This is a genomic window from uncultured Peptoniphilus sp. (assembly GCF_946998875.1).
Classification (GTDB): Bacteria; Bacillota; Clostridia; order Tissierellales; family Peptoniphilaceae; genus Peptoniphilus_A.
The window spans coordinates 171,013-191,379 of record NZ_CAMQAY010000001.1 but is presented as its reverse complement, the minus strand read 5'-3'; the positions used below and the strand labels follow the sequence as shown (position 1 = coordinate 191,379).

Annotated in this window: 15 protein-coding genes and 2 riboswitches; of the genes, 2 read left to right on the top strand and 13 right to left on the bottom strand. The window is 35.5% G+C overall.

Features of this window, described 5'->3' with window-relative positions:
- Window positions 1-45: 45 nt before the first annotated feature.
- The 8 genes from Q0U74_RS00915 to hutI all read right to left on the bottom strand — a co-directional run bounded on the left by Q0U74_RS00915 (window position 46) and on the right by hutI (window position 12,310).
- Entirely contained in the window at window positions 46-900 is an 855-nt protein-coding gene (locus Q0U74_RS00915; protein ID WP_297392039.1) for a transporter substrate-binding domain-containing protein, read from the bottom strand.
- A gap of 109 nt (window positions 901-1,009) precedes the next feature.
- Window positions 1,010-1,816, bottom strand: a complete 807-nt coding sequence (locus Q0U74_RS00910) for a L,D-transpeptidase (protein ID WP_297392037.1) — start codon at window positions 1,814-1,816, stop codon at window positions 1,010-1,012.
- Window position 1,817: 1 nt separating this feature from the next.
- On the bottom strand, window positions 1,818-4,637 hold the full coding sequence (gene uvrA, locus Q0U74_RS00905) for an excinuclease ABC subunit UvrA (protein WP_297392187.1): 2,820 nt from the start codon (window positions 4,635-4,637) through the stop codon (window positions 1,818-1,820).
- 9 nt (window positions 4,638-4,646) lie between these two features.
- Window positions 4,647-6,638, bottom strand: coding sequence for an excinuclease ABC subunit UvrB (gene uvrB, locus Q0U74_RS00900; protein ID WP_297392035.1), 1,992 nt, complete (start codon window positions 6,636-6,638; stop codon window positions 4,647-4,649).
- 11 nt (window positions 6,639-6,649) lie between these two features.
- Window positions 6,650-8,251, bottom strand: a complete 1,602-nt coding sequence (locus Q0U74_RS00895; protein WP_297392033.1) for a gamma-glutamyltransferase family protein — start codon at window positions 8,249-8,251, stop codon at window positions 6,650-6,652.
- A gap of 266 nt (window positions 8,252-8,517) precedes the next feature.
- Window positions 8,518-9,036: a hypothetical protein gene (locus tag Q0U74_RS00890; RefSeq protein WP_297392031.1), complete on the bottom strand. Its 519-nt coding sequence runs from the start codon at window positions 9,034-9,036 to the stop codon at window positions 8,518-8,520.
- A 59-nt stretch (window positions 9,037-9,095) separates the two neighbouring features.
- Complete coding sequence (gene nhaC, locus Q0U74_RS00885) at window positions 9,096-10,631, bottom strand: Na+/H+ antiporter NhaC (protein ID WP_297392029.1); 1,536 nt, start codon at window positions 10,629-10,631, stop codon at window positions 9,096-9,098.
- A gap of 413 nt (window positions 10,632-11,044) precedes the next feature.
- Complete coding sequence (hutI, locus tag Q0U74_RS00880) at window positions 11,045-12,310, bottom strand: imidazolonepropionase (RefSeq protein ID WP_297392027.1); 1,266 nt, start codon at window positions 12,308-12,310, stop codon at window positions 11,045-11,047.
- Window positions 12,311-12,711: 401 nt separating this feature from the next.
- Between hutI and Q0U74_RS00875 the strand changes: the two genes are divergently transcribed.
- Both Q0U74_RS00875 and Q0U74_RS00870 read left to right on the top strand, forming a co-directional pair.
- Window positions 12,712-14,739: a urocanate hydratase gene (locus Q0U74_RS00875; protein WP_297392025.1), complete on the top strand. Its 2,028-nt coding sequence runs from the start codon at window positions 12,712-12,714 to the stop codon at window positions 14,737-14,739.
- Window positions 14,740-14,857: 118 nt separating this feature from the next.
- Window positions 14,858-15,358, top strand: coding sequence for an LURP-one-related/scramblase family protein (locus Q0U74_RS00870; RefSeq protein WP_297392023.1), 501 nt, complete (start codon window positions 14,858-14,860; stop codon window positions 15,356-15,358).
- A 46-nt stretch (window positions 15,359-15,404) separates the two neighbouring features.
- Here Q0U74_RS00870 and Q0U74_RS00865 read toward each other — a convergent pair whose 3' ends face one another.
- From Q0U74_RS00865 to Q0U74_RS00845, 5 genes are all read right to left on the bottom strand, one after another.
- Window positions 15,405-16,796: a hydroxyethylthiazole kinase gene (locus Q0U74_RS00865; protein WP_297392021.1), complete on the bottom strand. Its 1,392-nt coding sequence runs from the start codon at window positions 16,794-16,796 to the stop codon at window positions 15,405-15,407.
- Window positions 16,786-17,592, bottom strand: a complete 807-nt coding sequence (gene thiD / locus Q0U74_RS00860; protein WP_297392019.1) for a bifunctional hydroxymethylpyrimidine kinase/phosphomethylpyrimidine kinase — start codon at window positions 17,590-17,592, stop codon at window positions 16,786-16,788. The genes Q0U74_RS00865 and thiD overlap by 11 nt, the downstream gene beginning before the upstream one ends.
- Complete coding sequence (gene thiW, locus Q0U74_RS00855; RefSeq protein WP_297392017.1) at window positions 17,582-18,097, bottom strand: energy coupling factor transporter S component ThiW; 516 nt, start codon at window positions 18,095-18,097, stop codon at window positions 17,582-17,584. The genes thiD and thiW overlap by 11 nt, the downstream gene beginning before the upstream one ends.
- A 23-nt stretch (window positions 18,098-18,120) precedes the next feature.
- Window positions 18,121-18,225: riboswitch (TPP riboswitch) on the bottom strand.
- A gap of 55 nt (window positions 18,226-18,280) precedes the next feature.
- Window positions 18,281-19,582: a phosphomethylpyrimidine synthase ThiC gene (thiC, locus tag Q0U74_RS00850; protein WP_297392015.1), complete on the bottom strand. Its 1,302-nt coding sequence runs from the start codon at window positions 19,580-19,582 to the stop codon at window positions 18,281-18,283.
- Window positions 19,583-19,606: 24 nt separating this feature from the next.
- A riboswitch (TPP riboswitch) is annotated at window positions 19,607-19,704 on the bottom strand.
- 108 nt (window positions 19,705-19,812) lie between these two features.
- Window positions 19,813-20,322: an adenine phosphoribosyltransferase gene (locus Q0U74_RS00845; protein WP_297392013.1), complete on the bottom strand. Its 510-nt coding sequence runs from the start codon at window positions 20,320-20,322 to the stop codon at window positions 19,813-19,815.
- Between the last annotated feature and the right edge of the window lie 45 nt (window positions 20,323-20,367).

The following is a 20,367-nucleotide window of genomic DNA, read 5'->3' as shown; positions in this document are numbered from 1 at the left end:
TTAGAAAATAAAAATTCCCCACATAATGTAGGGAATATTTAATTACTATTTGTTAGCTTCTTTGTTAGATAGTTCAATATACTCATCAAACCATTTTTCTACTTGGCCTGAATCTTTTAATCCTTTAATAACTTCATTAACAGCTTTTGTTAAATCGTCATTTCCTTTTTTAATTGCTACTGCAAATCCACTTTCATCTGGGATTCCTAAATTGTCTATTATAACAAGTCCATCTGTTATTGATGCAAATTGCTTTGCTGGAAGTTCAGATAGGAAAGCTGCATCAATTGATTTGTTCTTTAATTGCTCAATGATTACATTGTTAAGATCAAATCCCTTGCATTTATCTCCAAATTTTTCAGTTGCAAATTTTTGTTGAAGTGAACCAAGTTGTGTACCAATAATTTTTCCTTGAAGGTCATCAAAAGTTTTATACTTATCTTTATTTTCTTCAGTAACTAGTAGTACTTGTGCCCCTTTTGAATATTCATCAGAGAAGTCAACTTGTTTCTTTCTTTCATCGTCAGCACCCATGCCTGCAAGAACCATGTCAACATCGCCTGCATTTAGAGAAGCAAGAAGTCCTTCGAAGGCCATATTCTTAACTTCAAGTTCAACTCCAAGAGAATCGGCAATGGATTTTGCAATTGCAAGGTCAATACCTGTAAATTCTTCCTTGCCATTTTGGAAGGATGTCCATTCCATTGGTGGAAAGTCTGCTGAAGTTCCAAGAACTATTTTGCCCTTTTCCTTTATGGCATCAATAGTTGGTCCAGTAGTTTTTATTTCAAATTTAACTGCTTCCTTTGCTTCTTCCTTTGCATCATCTTTTTTCCCACAGCCAAATAAAAATAAGGCTGCCATTGCTATAATTGCAATATTAAAAATCTTCTTTTTCATAATACCCTCCTAGTTCCTTGTAAATAGTACTTCCATGTCTTCTTTAATTTTGAAAAACATTATAACGCAAAATTAATTGAATTTCAACGATTTTTATCACTTTATTTAATTAAAATTCTAAAAGATCTCCTGCTGGAATGCTCTCTATAGTCTCTTGAGTTTTTGTCTCTTCTTTTTGCTCAATTGAAGGTTTTTCTTCCACAACTTGTTTAGCTTCTTCCTTCTTAGCTCTTGAATATTGGTAAACTCCCCAGGATTCAAGTTCATTGTCTGTCCCTATCCACACTGGTGAACCCACAGACATATTTGGAAATACATAATTTTCCACATCATAATTAAATAGTCTAATGCAGCCGTTGGAATAGTAGCCACCAATTTGATGAGGCTTAATATTTCCATGGATGCCGTAACCACTTGCTCCAGGAAGTCTTAGTCCCATCCATCTTTCCCCAAGAGGATTGTTGGGATCGTCTGCTTTTGCTGGTTTGTATTTGCCATTCATTCCGCCCCAGGCAGGATTTTTGTGCATATTTTGAATTTTTCCCTTTGCAGATGGAGTTGGTGTGGCATTGGTACCTAGTGTCACTGGATACTTGCCAATAGACTGATTTCCTTTATACATAGTGAGGGTTCTTCTGGACTTGTTTACCACAATCCATTTTCCCTTACTTGGTGGATTTGTCACCATGTCGTAAACTTCATAATTTTCAGTGTGTAGGGCCTCGTTAGTCTTGCCGTTTAGAGTTCCAGTCACTGGCAAATTCATGCGAGCCTGCCATCTTTTGATTTCATCTCTTTTTTCAACGCCGCTTTTATTCATAAAATTATTTTCTCTGACAAAGCCCTTGGCAAAAACAAAATTTGGCAAGAGACTTGCAGCTAAAATAAAAATTCCAATTTTTTTAATTTTCTTCAAATTAATCCTCCAATTTATCCTTTAAAAATTCTCCTGTGTAAGAATTTTTGCACTTAACAATTTCTTCAGGAGTGCCAGTGAAAAGAACCTCTCCTCCACCGTCGCCGCCTTCAGGTCCTAAATCTATTATATAATCGGCACACTTTATGACATCTAAGTTGTGCTCAATAGTTATAACAGTGTTGCCTCTATCTACTAGCTCTTCCAAAACCTTTATGAGTTTATTTACATCTTCGGAGTGAAGTCCAGTTGTAGGCTCATCTAAAATATAGAGAGTCCTGCCCGTTGCCCTCTTAGAAAGTTCTGTGGCAAGTTTAATTCTCTGTGCCTCTCCTCCTGATAAAAGGGTAGAAGATTGTCCAAGTTTGATGTAGGACAAGCCAACATCTCTTAGGGTTTCAAGTTTTCTCAAAACTCTCTCGTGATTTTGAAAAAAGTCAATGGCCTCTTCCACTGTCATGTCTAGGACATCGTAAATATTTTTGCCCTTGAATTTAACTTCAAGAGTTTCACGATTGTATCTCTTACCATGGCAAACTTCGCAAGGCACATAGACATCAGACAAGAAGTGCATTTCAACTTTTAAAATTCCATCGCCCTTGCAGGCTTCACACCTTCCGCCCTTTACATTAAAGGAAAATCTTCCCTTCTTGTAGCCACGCATTTTTGCCTCGTTAGTAGATGCAAATATATCTCTTATTATATCAAAAGCACCAGTATATGTGGCAGGATTTGATCTTGGAGTTCTTCCAATTGGCGATTGGTCAATATCCACAATTTTGTCAATATTTTCTAGTCCTTCTACTCTTTTATGCTTGCCAGGTTTTATTCTCGATTTATTTATTTTTTGTGCAAGACTTTTATATAAAATTTCATTTACTAGAGAGGACTTACCTGAACCAGAAACACCAGTTACGCAGATAAAGTCGCCTAGAGGAAATTCTACATCAATATTTTTTAAATTATTTTCACTGGCCCCTATGACCTTTATTGACTTGCCATTGGACTTTCTTCTTTCCTTTGGCACTTCAATTTTCTTTCTGCCACTTAAATAGGCACCAGTAATTGATTCAGGAACCTTCATAATTTCTTCAGCAGTCCCCTGTGCAACAATCCTTCCACCATTTACACCAGCAAGGGGTCCAATGTCTACAATTTGGTCTGCTGCAAACATTGTGTCTTCATCGTGTTCAACTACGATTAGAGTATTTCCTATGTCAGTTAAATTTCTCAGCGATTCCAAAAGTTTTGCATTGTCTCTTTGATGAAGTCCAATGCTGGGCTCGTCTAAGACATAAATTACACCCACAAGCTGTGAGCCAATTTGTGTGGCAAGTCTAATTCTCTGTGCTTCTCCACCAGAAAGAGTTCCTGCCATTCTTGATAGAGAAAGGTACTCTAAACCTACATTTACCAAAAATTCAAGACGAGATTTTATTTCCTTTAAAAGCTCTTCGGCTATAATCATTTCATTTTTTGTGAACTCTAAATTTTTGAAAAATTCCAAAGACTTATCTATGGAAAGTTCTGTCAGCTCAAAAATATTTAGACCGCCAACTTTTATGGCAAGAGAAGAATCTTTAAGCCTTGAACCGTGACATTTTGGACAGGGAACTTCTTCCATAAATTCGTCAATTTTATCAAGCATTTTGTCTGAGCTGGACTCAGTATATCTTCTCTTTAAATTTTTTAAAATTCCCTCAAAGCCACCAGAGTACTTTTTTTCTCCAGAGAAGAAGGAGTTAAAGGAAAAACTCAATCTGCCCTTGTAACCCTCAAAAATTGCCTTCATAAATTCTTCTGGCGCATTTTTAATTGGCTCTTTGGTGCTAAACTTAAATTTCTTTGCAATTTCAGAAATTATTTCATAATAATAAGTTCCCTTAGAATTTGAGTAGCAGGCAATTGCTCCCTCGTCTATGGAAAGTTCCTTATTTGGAATTACTAAGTCCCTGGAAACTTCCTTGGAGAAGCCTAGTCCCTTACACTCATGGCAGGCGCCAAGAGGTGAGTTAAAGGAAAAGGACCTTGGCGTAACTTCTTCTATTATAATATTGCAGTGAGGGCAGGCAAATTTTGTTGAAAATATTAAATCTTCACCATCAATAACATTTACCTTAGCAATACCGTCACTTAAATTTGTGGCAATTTCAAGAGAGTCTGCCAGCCTTGATTCAATTTTTTCCTTTACAATAATTCTGTCAACGGCAATGTCTATGTCGTGATTTTTATTTTTGTCTAGTTCTATTTCTTCTGAAATGTCATGCATTTCTCCGTCAACAGAAACTCTTAAAAAGCCTTCTTTTTTTATTTTTTCAAAAACTTTTTTGTGTTGACCCTTCCTGTGCCTTACTACTGGAGAAAGAATTTGAATTCTAGTTCTCTCTTCCAGTTTCATAACTTCATCAACCATTTGATCAATTGTGTAGGAAGAAATTTCCTTGCCACATTCTGGGCAAAAGGCATGACCAACTCTTGCATATAAGAGTCTTAGGTAGTCATAAATTTCTGTAACTGTGCCCACTGTTGACCTTGGGTTTTTTGATGTAGTCTTTTGGTCAATGGAAATTGAAGGACTCATGCCTTCGATGTAGTCCACCTCTGGTTTATCCATTTGTCCCAAAAATTGTCTGGCATAGGAAGACAAACTTTCAACATATCTCCTTTGACCTTCGGCATAAATTGTGTCAAAGGCAAGAGATGACTTTCCTGAACCAGAAAGTCCAGTGAAAACTACAAATTTATTTCTAGGGATTTTTAAATCAACATTTTTTAAATTGTTGACTCTGGCTCCCTTTACTATTATTTCATCTTTCAATATAACACCTCTTTATAAAAGGGCAGATTTTTTCTTCTCTCTTAAGTCCTTTATCTTATCTCTAATTTCAGCAGCCTTTTCAAAGTCAAGTTCCTCTGCTGCCCTGTACATTTCAGGTTTTAGAGCATCAATCATTTCATTTATTTCATCTTTTGTAAATTCATTTTCTGTATCTACAAGTTCTTTAAAGTCAAGGCTGTCTTCTGCAGCAATGGCAGTGTTAATGACTTCGCGCACACCCTTGACTATTGTCTTTGGAGTGATGCCATGCTCTTTATTGTAGGCTTCTTGAATTTTTCTTCTCCTAGAAGTTTCATCAAGAGCAACTTGCATTGACGGAGTTATTGTATCGGCATACATTATAACCTTTCCTTCAGCATTTCTCGCAGCACGACCTGCAGTTTGGATAAGTGATGTCACAGAACGAAGGAAGCCTTCCTTGTCTGCATCAAGTATGCAAACTCTTGAAACTTCTGGAAGGTCAAGACCCTCTCTCAAAAGATTAATGCCAACGAGAACATCTACCTCTCCAAGACGCAAGTCTCTTATAATTTTCATTCTCTCCAAGGTATCAACATCAGAGTGCATGTAGGTTACTTTATACCCAATTTCCTTTAAATGTCTTGATAAATCTTCAGACATTCTCTTAGTAAGAGTTGTGATTAAAACTCTTTCCCCTCTATCAATAGCTCCATTTATTTCATTTATTATATCGTCAATTTGATTTTTTATTGGTCTAACTTCTATTATTGGGTCCAGAAGTCCCGTAGGCCTAATAATTTGCTCAACTTGTTGCTCTGTATGCTCAAGTTCATAGGGACCTGGCGTTGCAGAAACATAGACGCATTGATTCATCATTTCTTCAAACTCATTAAACCTTAGTGGTCTGTTGTCAAGGGCAGAAGGAAGTCTAAATCCATATTCAACTAAGGTTTCCTTACGAGATCTGTCGCCGTTAAACATTCCCCTAATTTGTGGAATTGTTTGGTGAGATTCATCTATTATAGTTAGAAAATCCTTGGGAAAATAATCTATTAAGGTGTAGGGTCTTGAGCCTGGCGCTCTGCCAGATAAGTGTCTTGAATAATTTTCTATGCCAGAGCAAAAGCCCATTTCAGAAAGCATTTCTAAATCGTATCTCGTCCTTTGCTCCAGCCTTTGTGCTTCCAAAAGTTTCTCTTGGTCCTTTAAGACCTTTAGCCTTTCTTCAAGTTCTTCTTCTATGGTTACTATTGCCCTCTTCACCTTTTCTTCTGAAGTTGCAAAGTGAGATGCCGGGGTGATGTAGGCGTGATTTAAGTAATGTAGAACCTCCCCAGTCAAGGCATTTACTTCTGTGATTATATCTATTTCGTCGCCAAAAAATTCTACGCGAATGGAATTTTCAGAAGAAGATGCAGGGAAAATTTCCAAAATATCTCCACGAACCCTAAAAGTTCCACGCTTAAATTCATAATCATTTCTCACATATTGGATGTCTACAAGTTTACTCATGACATCATTTCTATCTCTTATCATGCCAGGTCTAAGTGAAATGGCAAGCTTTTCGTAGTCAATTGGGTCTCCCAAGCCATAGATGCAGGAAACTGATGCTACAATTATTACATCCTTTCTCTCAAAGAGAGCCATAGTTGCAGAGTGGCGAAGCTTATCTATTTCATCATTTATTGAAGAATCCTTCTCTATAAAAGTGTCCGTCCCAGGCACATAGGCCTCTGGTTGATAATAATCGTAGTAAGACACAAAAAATTCCACTGCATTTTCTGGGAAAAATTCCTTTAACTCAGAGCAAAGTTGGTAGGCAAGAGTCTTGTTGTGAGCAATGACAAGAGTTGGCTTTTGTACTCTCTCTATTACATTTGCCATGGTAAAGGTCTTGCCAGAGCCTGTTACACCTAAAAGATTTTGGTGCTTGTAGCCCTTTTTTATGCCTTCAGCTAACTTATCAATTGCCTGAGGTTGGTCGCCAGTAGGCTTGTAGTCTGAATGAATTTTAAATTTCACTTAATCACCTTCTAAAAAGCAAAAATATTGGAGTCAGTCCTCTTTTCTGTTCCGCCAATATATACATCGTCTTTCTTTAAAATAATTTGTCCTCGTCCCATGTTTTTAAAATCACTTATTAGCTTTACATGGTGTCCTCTTTTCTTTAGACCATTAATTATATCATCATCAAAATCACATTCAAGTTCGATGTTTTTGTCGCCAGTCCACATAAGTCTCGGTGCATCAAGAGCTGCCTGTGGATTTAAATTAAAGTCAAGCATATTCATGAGGACCTGGACATGAGCTTGCGGCTGCATAAAGGCTCCCATTATTCCAAAAGCTCCAAGGGCCTCGCCATTTTTTGTCATAAAGCCAGGAATTATTGTGTGGTAGGGAAGCTTTCCTCCTGCAAGAGAATTTGCCAGCCCCTCTTCAAAATAAAAGTTTTCAACTCTGTTGTTAAGTGCAATTCCAGTCCCTGGCACAACAATTCCTGAGCCAAAACCAGCATAGTTTGACTGAATCATGGAAACCATGTTGCCATACTTATCTGCTGTGGCAAAATAAACTGTGTCTGAAGATTTTATAGAATAAGATTTTGGCATTTCAGCAAAATCTTTTACCTCAGCCCTTCTCTTTTCAGCATAGTCTTCTGACAAAAGCTCCTCAATTTTTATCTTCATTGAATCAGGATCTGCCACAAAGGTCTTTGCATCAGTTAAGGATAATTTTATGGCTTCAATAATTTTATGAATAGTTCCTATGTCAGCTCTATCTTTTATTTCCATTTTATTTAAAATATTTAGTGCCATTAAGACAGAAATGCCGTGACCATTAGGTGGTATCTCCCAAATGTCAACGCCTCTGTAATTTGTTGAAATCGGCTCAACATACTTTGGAGTAAAATTCTTTAAATCATCTGCATTTAAAAATCCGCCAAGCCTTTCTACTTCATTAGAAATTTTTTCTGCCAGCCTACCCTTATAGAAAGACTGACCCCTGGTGTCACGAATTTCTTTTAGAGTCTCTGCCATGTCCTTGCAGGAAAAAACTTCTCCCGCTCTCGGCGCTTTTCCATTTATTGAAAAAGTATTAAAAAACTCATTAAATTCCTCGCGATTAAAATTTTTATACTTATCTAGGCTTTCCCCCCAAAGTTTTGCAATTTGTGGTGTCACTGGGAAGCCCTCTTCTGCATAGGAAATTGCAGGCTCAAAAATTTTATCAAGGCTCATTGTGGCAAAGTCTTCATGAACTTTCATGGCGCCGCCAATAAGTCCCGGCGTATTAATTACATTTACACCACAAGAAGGCATTTTGTCATAGCCCTTTTTCTTTAAGGCTTCTATGGAAATAGATTTTGGACTTCTTCCACTGGCATTAATGCCATAAAGCTTGCCTTCAAAATATATGAGAGCAAACATATCTGAGCCAAGGCCATTGCCTGTTGGTTCAACAACAGATAGAGTCATAGAAACAGCAAGGGCAGCATCAATTGCATTGCCCCCTTCAAGCAAAATTTTTGCTCCAGCACTTGTTGCATAGGGTGAAGAAGTTGCCACCATTCCCTTTTTCCCAAAGATGGTCATTCTTGTAGAAGGATAGGGATATTTATTGTAATCAAAATTCATTTAATCATCCTCAAATTTATAAAAAATTATTTTTTTCCTATTTCTAAAAACATTTCATTAAAAACTTTATCAACTAAAGATAATTCTATAATTAAAAGGCAAATAATTCAACTTTTAGTGACTCTATAGAAAAATATTTGCCAGCTGAAAAATTTTATTGGCTATCAAAAATTTTTCTTGAAAATTTTCTTTAAAGTAAAATTTCAAAAATTCTCAAATAAAAAAAGAGAAACTTCAAATTGAAGTCTCTCTTAAAATTAAAATTATTATTTTTTACGAGCAATTCTTTTGGAAATTTTCATTTCTTTTTTAAATCTCTTGAGATCTTGTTTATATTCCCAAGCATCGTAAATTTTTATTTTTTTATTGTGCTTTTTAGCCACTTCAAAAACTTTTTCTTTTGAATCTTCATCAAAGAAAAATCTTTTAGTTATATCTCCCTTTGTGAAATATAAAAGTGTTAACTTTGGCTCTTCGGCTTTTTTTTCATAGGTAATAGCTTCAATCTCTGACCAATCCCACACATTATAGGTGTGAGTTACTTTCATGTCAGTGTACATTTCAAGCCCCTTGGAACTTACTGCCACATATTTCTTAGATAATAAAGACAATAATAATAAAAGTGCAAGAATTAAAGTAAGCTTATACCTTGTTATTATACCTAAAATAATCAAAATAGAAGTGATTACGTAGGCATATTTTTCAGAAAACTTTTTTCTAGGATTCACATATACGTATTTAATTGCTTCGCTGTCATCATCCCAAGGTAATTTTATATCTGACACATAATCACTTCTTTCTAATTTCTTTTAATTTTTAATTTTTAATTTTATTTCTTAATTAATTAAGCATTAACCTTTGGTGCTTTACCTTCAGCTCTTAATCTTTCAAGGTTAGCAAGAGCACGTTCGTGTGCTTCTTCAGGAGCGCCGGCAACTTTCTTCATCTTAGTTTTACCAAATACATTTGTGTAAGCTCCGTCAGCCCAGAATATATTTCTGCCCATTAATGCTGTTACACATGCATAAATTGGGTTTAGTAAGTTTACGAAAGCAAATGGGAAGTATACAAATGGATTCATTCCAAGTACACCAGATTGGTAAGCTCCACAAGCTGTCCATGGGAACATACAAGCCCAAAGTGTACCAGCATCTTCAAGTGTTCTTGAAAGCATATTTCTTGCAAGACCAAGTTCATCATACTTAGTATCATATAGAGGAGCAGGAACACCGATTCCTAGGAATTGATCACACATTGCTGCGTCACAGAATATTGATGTAAGCATTGTAGCGAAAACAAGTCCGCCAACAGAGTTGATTTTGTGTTTGATGTTTCCAAAAATTCTTTCAACAGAACCACATTTTTCAAGAGCACCACCAAAGGATACTGCAAGTAAAATTAAGTTAACTGTCCACATTTGATGGTCCATACCACCTTTAGCAAGAGCCTTATCTACAAATTCGTTTCCAGTTTCAACAGATGGTCCATAGTGAAGAATATTAAAGATGTCAGCAAGATTATGTTGACCTTGGAAAATAACTGCAAATAATACACCAGTTGCTACTGAAATAAGAACTCCAGGAAGTCCAGGAACTCTTAAGATACATACTACTACTATAACTACGATAGGTAGAAGTACAAGTGGGTTAAGGTTAAAGTTTGCTGCGATTGCATCTTCAATACCTTGTGCAATTGTAGGGTCATAGTTTACTACATTAATTCTTGATCCAAGAATTGCATAAATAACAAGTGAAATTAAAAATACTGGACCTGTTGTAGAAACCATTGCTGTTACGTGGTCAAATAGACCAGTTCCAGATACACCAGCTGCTAGGTTTGTAGTATCAGATAGTGGAGAGAATTTATCTCCAACATATGCTCCAGAAATTACCATACCTGCTGTTAGTGCAGGGCTAATTCCAAGACCAACACCTATTGTCATAAAAGCGATACCAATTGTACCTGTTGCTGTCCAAGATGAACCACATGCAAGTGATACAACTGCAATAAGCATACAACCTACTGGCAAGAATAATTGTGGTGTAAGTAATTTTAATCCGTAATAAATAACTGCTGGGATAGTTCCTGAAATCATGAAAGATGAAATCAATAGACCTACTGTAAGTAAAATTAAAATTGCTTCAAGAGTAGCTGTAAGTCTTTCGATTATACCTTCCAACATGTCAGAAAAACTGTGTCCACAAATTCCACCAACTATACATGCAATAGTAATTGCAACAACTAGTGGCATATGAGCTGCGTCATATTTTCCATCACTGAAGTTGAAAACATAAACCATTAGACAAACCATTGCGATTATTGGCAAAAACGCTTCAATAATGCTAGGCACTCTAACAGTCCTTTGACCGTCGTTCTTCATATAATTACCTCCTAAACTTTTCATTTAGCATATTAATTTTGCATAAAAAATTTTAATATGCACGCCAAACAATTTAATAAGAATTTTGTATGGCTGAAAATGTTTTCTAAGTAAATTCTAACCTAGATTAAGCTACAAGTCAATGAAATAATTAAAAAAATGGCAAAATTTCAATAAAAAATACAATCCGTTAGTATCGTTTCATGCTAACATATTACTATGCACTACAGTCTTTCTTGTGTAAAATTGTTTTAAAAAAATTCTCTAACTCTTCTATTAACAGCATTAAATCATTGTTTATCTATAGAAATATTTTTAAAAAATTATTTTTTAGGCAAAATTTTATTTTTTATAAAAGAAAAAGTGCAAATGAACTTCACCTGCACTTATCTTAAATTATTAAATTAAAAACATTATTTAACTAGTTTTCTATCTTCAACTACAAGTTCTCCATCTATATAAACTTGCTTACATAGGTTTGTTGCGAAGAAGTAAAGTGTGTAGTCAATGTTATGAGCATCAAAAATTGTAATGTTTGCCCTCTTGCCCTTGTCAAAGGAGCCCATAGTCTTTGCTCTGTCAACTGAGTAAGCAGCGTTAATAGTTACTGCGTTAAATACTTCAATTGGAGTTAATTTCATTTCAAGACAACCAAGTTGCATAATGAATTGAAGATTTGCTGTTGGACAAGATCCAGGGTTTGAATCTGTACAAAGTGTAATAGCCATTCCCTTGTCAAGCATTTTCCTTGCAGGAGCATAAGTGTCAAGCATTAGGGAAAATGTTGTTCCTGGAAGCAAGTTCCCAATTACATTTGCCTTTGCTAGAGTTTCAATTTCACCTTCATCTACTACCATTAAATGTTCTGCAGAAACTGCTCCAACCTTTGCAGCAACATCTACGCCACCAATGTTTTCAATTTCATCAGAGTGGATTCTTAATTTAAAGCCTTGTTTTTTAGCTGCTTCAAGGATTCTTTCTGATTGTTTAGCAGTGAATACTCCCTTTTCGCAGAAAACATCACAAAATTCTGCCAAGTTTCTCTTGGCAACTTCTGGCATCATGTCAATTACTATGTCAACATATTCATCTGAATTGTCCTTATATTTTTCGTGAATTACATGAGCTGCCATAAAAGTTCTAATAAGTTCTGTTGGAAAATCTTTATTTAGTTTTTCAAGAACTTCAAGTTCCTTAAGTTCAGTTTCAAGAGTAATTCCATAACCACTTTTTGCTTCAACAGCTGTTACACCGTGAACAAGCATGTGTTCCAATAAGTCTCTAGTCTTATTATAAAGTTCATCAAAGCTTGCAGATTCAGTTGCCTTTAGTGTGGAAAGGATTCCTCCACCTGCTGCAAGAATATCAAGATATTCCATGCCATTAAGCTTCATTGCAAATTCATTTTCACGACTTCCGCCATATACTAAGTGAGTGTGAGCGTCAATAAGACCTGGTGTTGCAACCTTTCCTTTTAGGTCAACTAATTCTGTCTCGTCGTCTTTTAAATTTTCGTATCCCTTGCCTTCGCCAACTTCTAAAATCTTTCCATCTTTAATAGCGATGTAAGCATTTTCTAAGATGTCGGCTTCATTCATTTCTTCACCTCTTAATGGTCTACCAATGTCCTTTGGTGAAAAAACTTGTTCAAGATTAATTAATATTTTATCCGCTTTCATAATTCCTCCTTTTATATGTCCTTATCTTAACACAAATCTTATACCCATTAAATAATAAATTATTTTTTCTATTTTTATAGCAAAAAATTTCATAGGATATTTATTCTATTTTATAGGATTTATAATGGATAAATTTTTTCATATTCTAGCAAAATTTTTATAAATTAAATCCTATATATTAATCTGCTTTCTTAATTTGAAAACGATTCATTTCTTTAATTTATCATGGTAAAGAAATCAACAGATAGTCCATTATTGCTGATAACAGCAATAATCGCAAGATTTTCACTTTTTATATGAAATTTTAAAATTTTTTTAAATTTTTAGGAAATTAATTTCCCTTTGTATTTACTTTTTAAATATTTTAATTTATAATGGACAGTAAATGGAGGTTGATAAAAGTGATTAATAATCATAACGCAGATGTTCAAAAGATTATGAAGGTACAAATCAAAAACTTACCAGAAAAAAAATCTTTTGAACAAGGAATTAGAAGAGCTCCTGATAGAGGATTTAGACTTTCAAAGGACCAAACTAAGGTTGCCCTTAGAAATGCTCTAAGATATATCCCAGAAGAATATCATGAAGAATTAATTCCTGAATTTTTAGAAGAACTTACAACTAGAGGAAGAATCTACGGATACAGATTCAGACCAGAAGGAAGAATTTACGGTAAACCAATTGATGAATACAAAGGAAATTGCTTAGCTGGAAAAGCTTTCCAAGTAATGATTGACAACAACTTAGACTTTGAAGTTGCTCTTTATCCATATGAACTTGTTACTTATGGAGAAACTGGTTCAGTTTGTCACGACTGGATGCAATACAACTTAATCAAACAATATCTTGAAATCATGCACGATGACGAAACTCTTGTAATGGAATCTGGTCACCCACTTGGACTATTTAAGTCAAGAAAAAATTCTCCAAGAGTTATTATCACTAACGGACTTATGGTTGGTGAATACGATAACCTTGAAGACTGGGAAATCGCAGAAGAAATGGGAGTTGCTAACTACGGACAAATGACTGCTGGTGGTTGGATGTACATTGGACCACAAGGTATTGTTCACGGAACTTACAACACTATTCTTAACGCTGGTAGATTAAAACTTGGTCTTAGCGAAAAAGATAACTTAGCTGGAAAATTATTCGTTTCATCAGGACTTGGTGGAATGTCTGGTGCTCAAGGTAAGGCTGGAGACATCGCAGGCGCTGTTTCTATTATTGCTGAAGTTGATATTTCAAGAATTGAAACTAGACTTGAACAAGGATGGATTAAGAAACTTGCTGAAACTCCTGAAGAAGCAGTTAAACTTGCTCAAGACGCTCTTGCAAAGAAAGAAGCTCTTTCAATTGCTTTCCACGGAAACATTGTTGATCTTCTTCACTACATGGACAAGAACGATGTTCACATTGACCTACTTTCTGACCAAACTTCTTGCCACAATGCATACAATGGCGGATACTGTCCAGTAGGAATCACTTTCGAAGAAAGAACTGAACTATTAAGAACTGACATCAAGAAATTCCATGAATTAGTTGACAAAACTCTTAGAGAACACTTTGAAGTTATTAAGAACCTTACTGCTAAGGGAACTTACTTCTTCGACTATGGTAACTCTTTCTTAAAGGCTATTTACGATGCTGGAGTTAAAGAAGTTTCTAAGAACGGTAAAGACGACAAAGACGGATTCATTTGGCCTTCTTATGTAGAAGACATCATGGGACCACTTCTATTTGACTATGGATATGGACCATTCAGATGGGTTTGCCTAAGTGGTAAACACGAAGACTTAATTGCAACTGACCACGCTGCAATGGAATGTATAGATAAAGACAGAAGATACCAAGATATGGATAACTATATCTGGATCAGAGACGCTGAAAAGAACCAATTAGTAGTTGGAACTCAAGCAAGAATTCTTTACCAAGATGCTAAGGGTAGAGTTGACATTGCTCTTAAATTCAACGAACTTGTTAGAGAAGGAAAGATTGGTCCTGTTATGATGGGTCGTGACCACCACGATGTATCTGGTACAGACTCTCCATTTAGAGAAACTTCTAACATCAAAGACGGTTCTAATGTAATGGCTGACATGGCTACTCAATGTTTCGCAGGTAACTGTGCAAGAGGTATGTCTCTTGTTGCTCTTCACAACGGTGGTGGAGTTGGTATTGGTAAATCAATCAACGGTGGATTTGGTCTAGTACTTGACGGATCTGAAATGGTTGACGAAATCATCAAACTTTCACTTACTTGGGACGTTATGAGTGGTGTTGCTAGACGTAACTGGGCTAGAAATGATCACGCTATCGAAGTAACTAAAGAATTTAACGAAGACAGCGAATACGGACACATTACAATTCCTTATCTTGTAAAAGATGAACTAATTGATAATGCTGTTGATTCACTTAATATCGACTAATAAATAATCTTAAATTGCCCTACAGGAAACTGTGGGGCTTTTTTATGCCCTCATTCTTTTTTTACAATTAATAAAAGTCGTGACCTCATGGTATAATTTACTTATAAAGAGGTGCAGAATGAAAAATTATTATTTCAAGGAAAAATTTTTTAAAATTACAGACCACTACCCTATATTAGACGACGATGAAAATCCTGCCTACTATGTGGACCAAGACTTTACTTTTTTAGGCTATAAGTCAAGTCTTTCTGATGCAAATAAAAATACCATCCTTGACATTGACAAAGAAATTCTCAGTCTCTTTCAAAAATTTAATGTAAATTTTACTGACGGAAGATATATGAGAGTTGAATCAAAACTTAGCCTTTTAAAAAGAAAAATTGACGTAGACTATGATGGCGAGATTTTAAATTTGCAAGGCAGTTTTTGGGACATGAATTTTGACATTTATAAGGGCTCTGACTTAATTGGCGAAATTGAAAAAACTTTATTTGCCATGACTGACACTTATAGGCTAACAGTTCACGACGATAATTATAGAGAAGCCCTCCTTGCCCTTACCCTTTGCCTAAATAATATTAAGGACACTGCTAAAGCAAGATCTAATTCTGCTGGCTAAAAAATATAAATCTGCTAAAAATTAAATTCTAGCAGATTTTTTTATATTATAAATTTTTTAATTTATCTATTATTTCTCTCACATTTTTTTCTACTTCATCTTCCCTCACTGAAAAGATGGCTCTTGACATGCAAAGACCATCTAAGTCTAGCCCCATGAAAAAGTCTAACTTATCCTTACTTATTCCTCCTATGGGAAAGACTGGAATTAAGAGAGCCTCTCTAATTTCTTTAAAGCTTTCTAGTGTAATCCTTGAGGCATCTTTCTTGGTTTCTGTTTCAAAAAAAGCTCCCGTCCCAATATAAGATGCTCCCATATTTTCTGCCTCAATGCCAAGCTTTACAGTTTTTGCCGTTGCACCAATTATTTCATCTCTTCCCAAGACTTCTCTTGCCCGAGAAATTTTTTCATCCTCTTGACCAAGATGAAGTGCAGTGCCATATTTTTTCGCAAGCTTTAAGTTGTCATTTAAGATAAAAAGGCACTTACCATCAATTTCACTTTTTATATTTAAGATTTTTTCTCCAAGTACATCTTCATCTGCAAACTTGTCTCTAAGCTGATAAATTCTCATTCCAGCCTTAACTGCATTTTTTATTTTCCATAAATCATCGCCTTCAGAAATCCCATATAAAATTGGCTTAATAAATTTAGTTGAAGGAGATAAAATTTCAATCTCTCCACTTATTTCATCTATGCCTTGCATTTTACTTATAATATCTTGGGCATTTACTCCCTTATCTCTTATGACATTTTTACCAAGCTGCCTTAAAAATATTGCAGCAAGAGCACAGGCTTTTAAATTTGACATGGGTGCAGCCAAAAGAGAAGTTATCATGGCAGATTCCATGTCTCCTAAGCCAGTGATTTTTTTTAAATTTTCATCGCCACCAGGAATTGAAATCAATAAATGAGAGTTTACTATCACTTCATATTTGCCGCTAACTACAACTGTAGCTTTACTTTTTTCTTGGAGTTCTAAGGCAATATCTATAAAATCTTCTAGAGATAAATTATCATCTTTTGAATCCACGCCAGTAAAGGTCTTGCCCCTTGCCAAGTAATTAATTTCATTAAAATTTCCTCTTATGACATTAAATTTAAAATTACTGATAAGGTCTTTTGCCAAGTCTTTTCTTAGGCTACTAGAAGCAACTCCAACTGGGTCAAAGACCAGAGGAATATTATTTTTCTCTGCAACTTTTGCAGAAATTTTAATTGCTTCAATTTTATCTTCATTTAACATTCCCATATTCAAGAGCAGGGCAGAAGATTTTTTTGTAATTTCAGCAACTTCCTTGGAATACTCTGCCATCATTGGGCTTGCCCCAAGAGATAAAACTAAGTCAGCAAGTCTAGCTCTTGTAACACTATTTGAAATAATATGTACTAAGGGAGACTTGTCCCTTAGATTTTTTAAATTTGCCTTAATTTTCATTTTTATCACTCAAATTATACATGTGATATAGGGGTCCCCTGCCCCTTCCTATATCAAATCCATAAGCTATGGCACCACTTAAATATTTTTTTGCAGCTACAAGTGCATCATAAAGACTTTTTCCCTTTGCAAGTTCACAAGCTAGAGCACTGGATAGGGTGCAACCTGTGCCATGGGTATTTTTGTTGTCTATGTTTTTTCCCTCTATTACAAAGAGCCCATCTCTTCCACAAAGCACATCATCCTTTGAGTCTTTTAGATGACCTCCCTTTATTAGAAAGGCTACTTTATATTTGTTATATAAAAATTCTGCTACTTCCTTCATCTCTTCAAGGCTTTCAATTTTTTTGCCGTAAATAATCCCAGCTTCAATGAGATTCGGGGTGATTAAAGTTGCCTTCTTAAATAAAATTTCCTTCATCTTCTCAAGTGTCTCATCAGGCACAAGAGTAAAGCCGCTAGTTGATGTAATAACTGGGTCTAAAACTATGGGCAGATCCTTAAAATATTTTTCAGCTACTTCTGATATAATTTCTACTTGTCCTGGACTTGCCACCATGCCAATTTTTACAGCATGGGGCATAATATCTTGGCAAATTGACAAAAGCTGACCCTTAAGCATTTCCTCACTTATAGGTGAGGATGCTTGAACTCCCATAGTATTTTGTGCAGTTATTGCTGTAATGGCAGTCATGCCATAAAACTTATAAGAAGTTATGGTTTTTAAGTCGGCTTGGATACCTGCGCCACCGCTAGAGTCAGACCCAGCTATGCTTAAAATCTTTTTAATTTCCATGTTTATTTCCTTCTAAATTAAGATAATCATTAAGACCTGTCTTTTTAAGGCTCAAAATAATTATTGTAGCTATTATTGAACCGCCAAGGGTACTTACAGAAAAAGGAATAATTAGTCCAAAAAATGCCATTTCCTTTCCAAGTATAAACTTGGCAACTGGATAAGCTAATAGGGCACCTATAACTCCTGTTCCAAAAACTTCACCCAAAAAGGCAAGGGAAAGCTTTCTTGTCTTGTAATATAAGATGCCCGCTAAAAAGGCACCAACCATTGAACCAGGAAAGGCCATTAAAGAACCTGTGCCTGATAAATTTCTAATAAGTGAAATGCAAAAGGCAACAAGGACTGAATAGAGAGGTCCCAATATTACTGCAGAAAGTACATTTACCATGTGCTGAATTGGATAACACTTTGATAGTCCCACTGGAAAATTTACAAAGGAAAAAACAACGCCAAGGGCAACAAAAAGAGCTGCCACAGTTAACTTCTTAGTATTAGATTTCATATTTACCTCCTAGAGAGTGCTGACATAAAAACTAAAACTATTCCCTACGTTGGCATTATCCAAATCAGGTAACGGTCGAAATTAACAATTTCCTCTCAGCCTGTCAACAAGCTCCCTTTTTTATTTAATTAAATTTTTACACTGAACTAAATTTATTTAATTTTTAATATTAGTTCACTTAGATTAAGCTTCTATTTTAATATCTTTGCCTTCAAGTATTAAATTCATATTTTTTGCAGAGCACATTGAGCCGCACATTGTGCAGGTATTTTCTTCTTCAGGCATGGATGAATCTCTGTACTTTCTTGGTTTAACCTTATCAAGAGCAAGGTCAAACATTCCTTCCCAGTCAATTTTTTGGCGTCTCTTGCTCATTTCTAAATCCCAATTTCTTGCGTCCTTTAATTTATTAATGTCACCTGCATGAGCTGCAATTTTGCAAGCTACAATTCCTTCGCGAACATCTTCTACATTTGGGAGTCTCAAATGTTCAGCAGGCGTTACATAACACAAGAAATCTGCACCATGAGCTGCTGCAATTGCACCGCCAATTGCCGATGTAATATGGTCATAACCAGGTGCCACATCTGTAACAAGAGGTCCCAAGACATAGAAAGGTGCCTTGTGACAAAGTTTCTTTTGAAGTTTGACATTCATTTCAATATCACCAATTGGTACATGACCAGGCCCTTCAATAATTACTTGCACATCCTTCTCCCAAGCTCTCTTTGTAAGCTCGCCAAGTGTAATAAGTTCTGAAATTTGTGCAGGGTCTGTGGCATCATGAATGCCACCAGGTCTCAGAGAATCTCCAAGAGAAAGAGTCACATCATATTCTCTTAAAATATCTAAGAGCTCATCATAATATTGGTAAAAGGGATTTTCTCTGTCATTCATCATCATCCAACCAAAGAGTAGAGAGCCACCACGAGATACAATTTCATTTACACGCCTATTCCTCATAAATATTTCAGCATTTGCTCTATTTATGCCTGCGTGAATTGTCACAAAGTCCACTCCATTTTCGGCATGATTTCTAACTACATCTAAAAATTCCTTTGCCTTTATGTAAGAAAGTCCCTTGTCCAAAAATCCCACTGCATCATACATGGGCACTGTGCCTATCATGGCTGTAGATTTTTCAATTAATTTTTTCCTAAATTCTTGAGTCTTGCCATAATTTGATAAATCCATTATGGCTTCTGCACCCATTTTTAGTGCCATGTCAACTTTTTCCATTTCCATGTCAATGTCATTTAAGTCCTTGGAAATTCCTAAGTTTACATTTATCTTGGTCCTAAGTCCTGTGCCAATGCCTTCAGGTGAAATTGATTTGTGATTTTTGTTTTTTGGAATGACAATTTCGCCACAAGCCATTTTCTCCAGGAGATACTGGCAAGATACATTTTCCTTTTTTGCCACAATTTTCATCTCTTCTGTGACAAAACCATGTTTTGCTGCTTCCATTTGAGTAGCATATTTCATATAAAAAAACCTCCTATAAAATTATAGGAGTAATCTTACTTTTCCCTGCCAAGGCATTATCCTAGCAGGTAAGATGGTCGAGTCTTAACTCCTCTCAGCAAATTGCTCCCATAAGTTTATTTATTCATTTATTGATTTTATAATATAAAATCTTTTAAAACAAGAAAAAATATAATACTAATTCATAAAATTTTTAAATCTCTTTAATAGAGATAAGAAATTTTTATTTCTTAATATTTTATAATTGATTCTACCCTTGTGCCTTTTAACATTTCTCGTCCCTTTAAATCTTCTAGTTCCACTAAGAAAATTAAAGAGGAAACTTTTCCTTCTAGCTTTTCCACAAGATTTACAGAGGCCTTGGCAGTGCCACCAGTGGCAAGAAGGTCGTCTACTATTACAACTTTTTCGCCAGGCTCTATGGCATCCCTATGAATTTCAATTGAGTCTTCGCCATATTCAAGCTCATAGGATTCTCTTTCCTTATCACAAGGAAGCTTGCCTGGTTTTCTCACTGGAACAAAGCCCTTGTTAAGTTTATAGGCAAGGGCTGAGGCAAAAATAAATCCCCTTGCTTCAATGCCAATTATCTTGTCTACATCCTCATCAATTTTTTCTGCCATTTGGTCTACAGCTTTTTTGAAGGCATCCTTGTTCTTTAAGAGAGTAGTAATGTCTCTAAAGATGACTCCTTCCTTTGGATAATCTTTAATTGCGCGAATTGTATTTTTTAATTCCATAACTTCCTCCATTCCCTTATAGTATAACATCTTTAATAAACAACT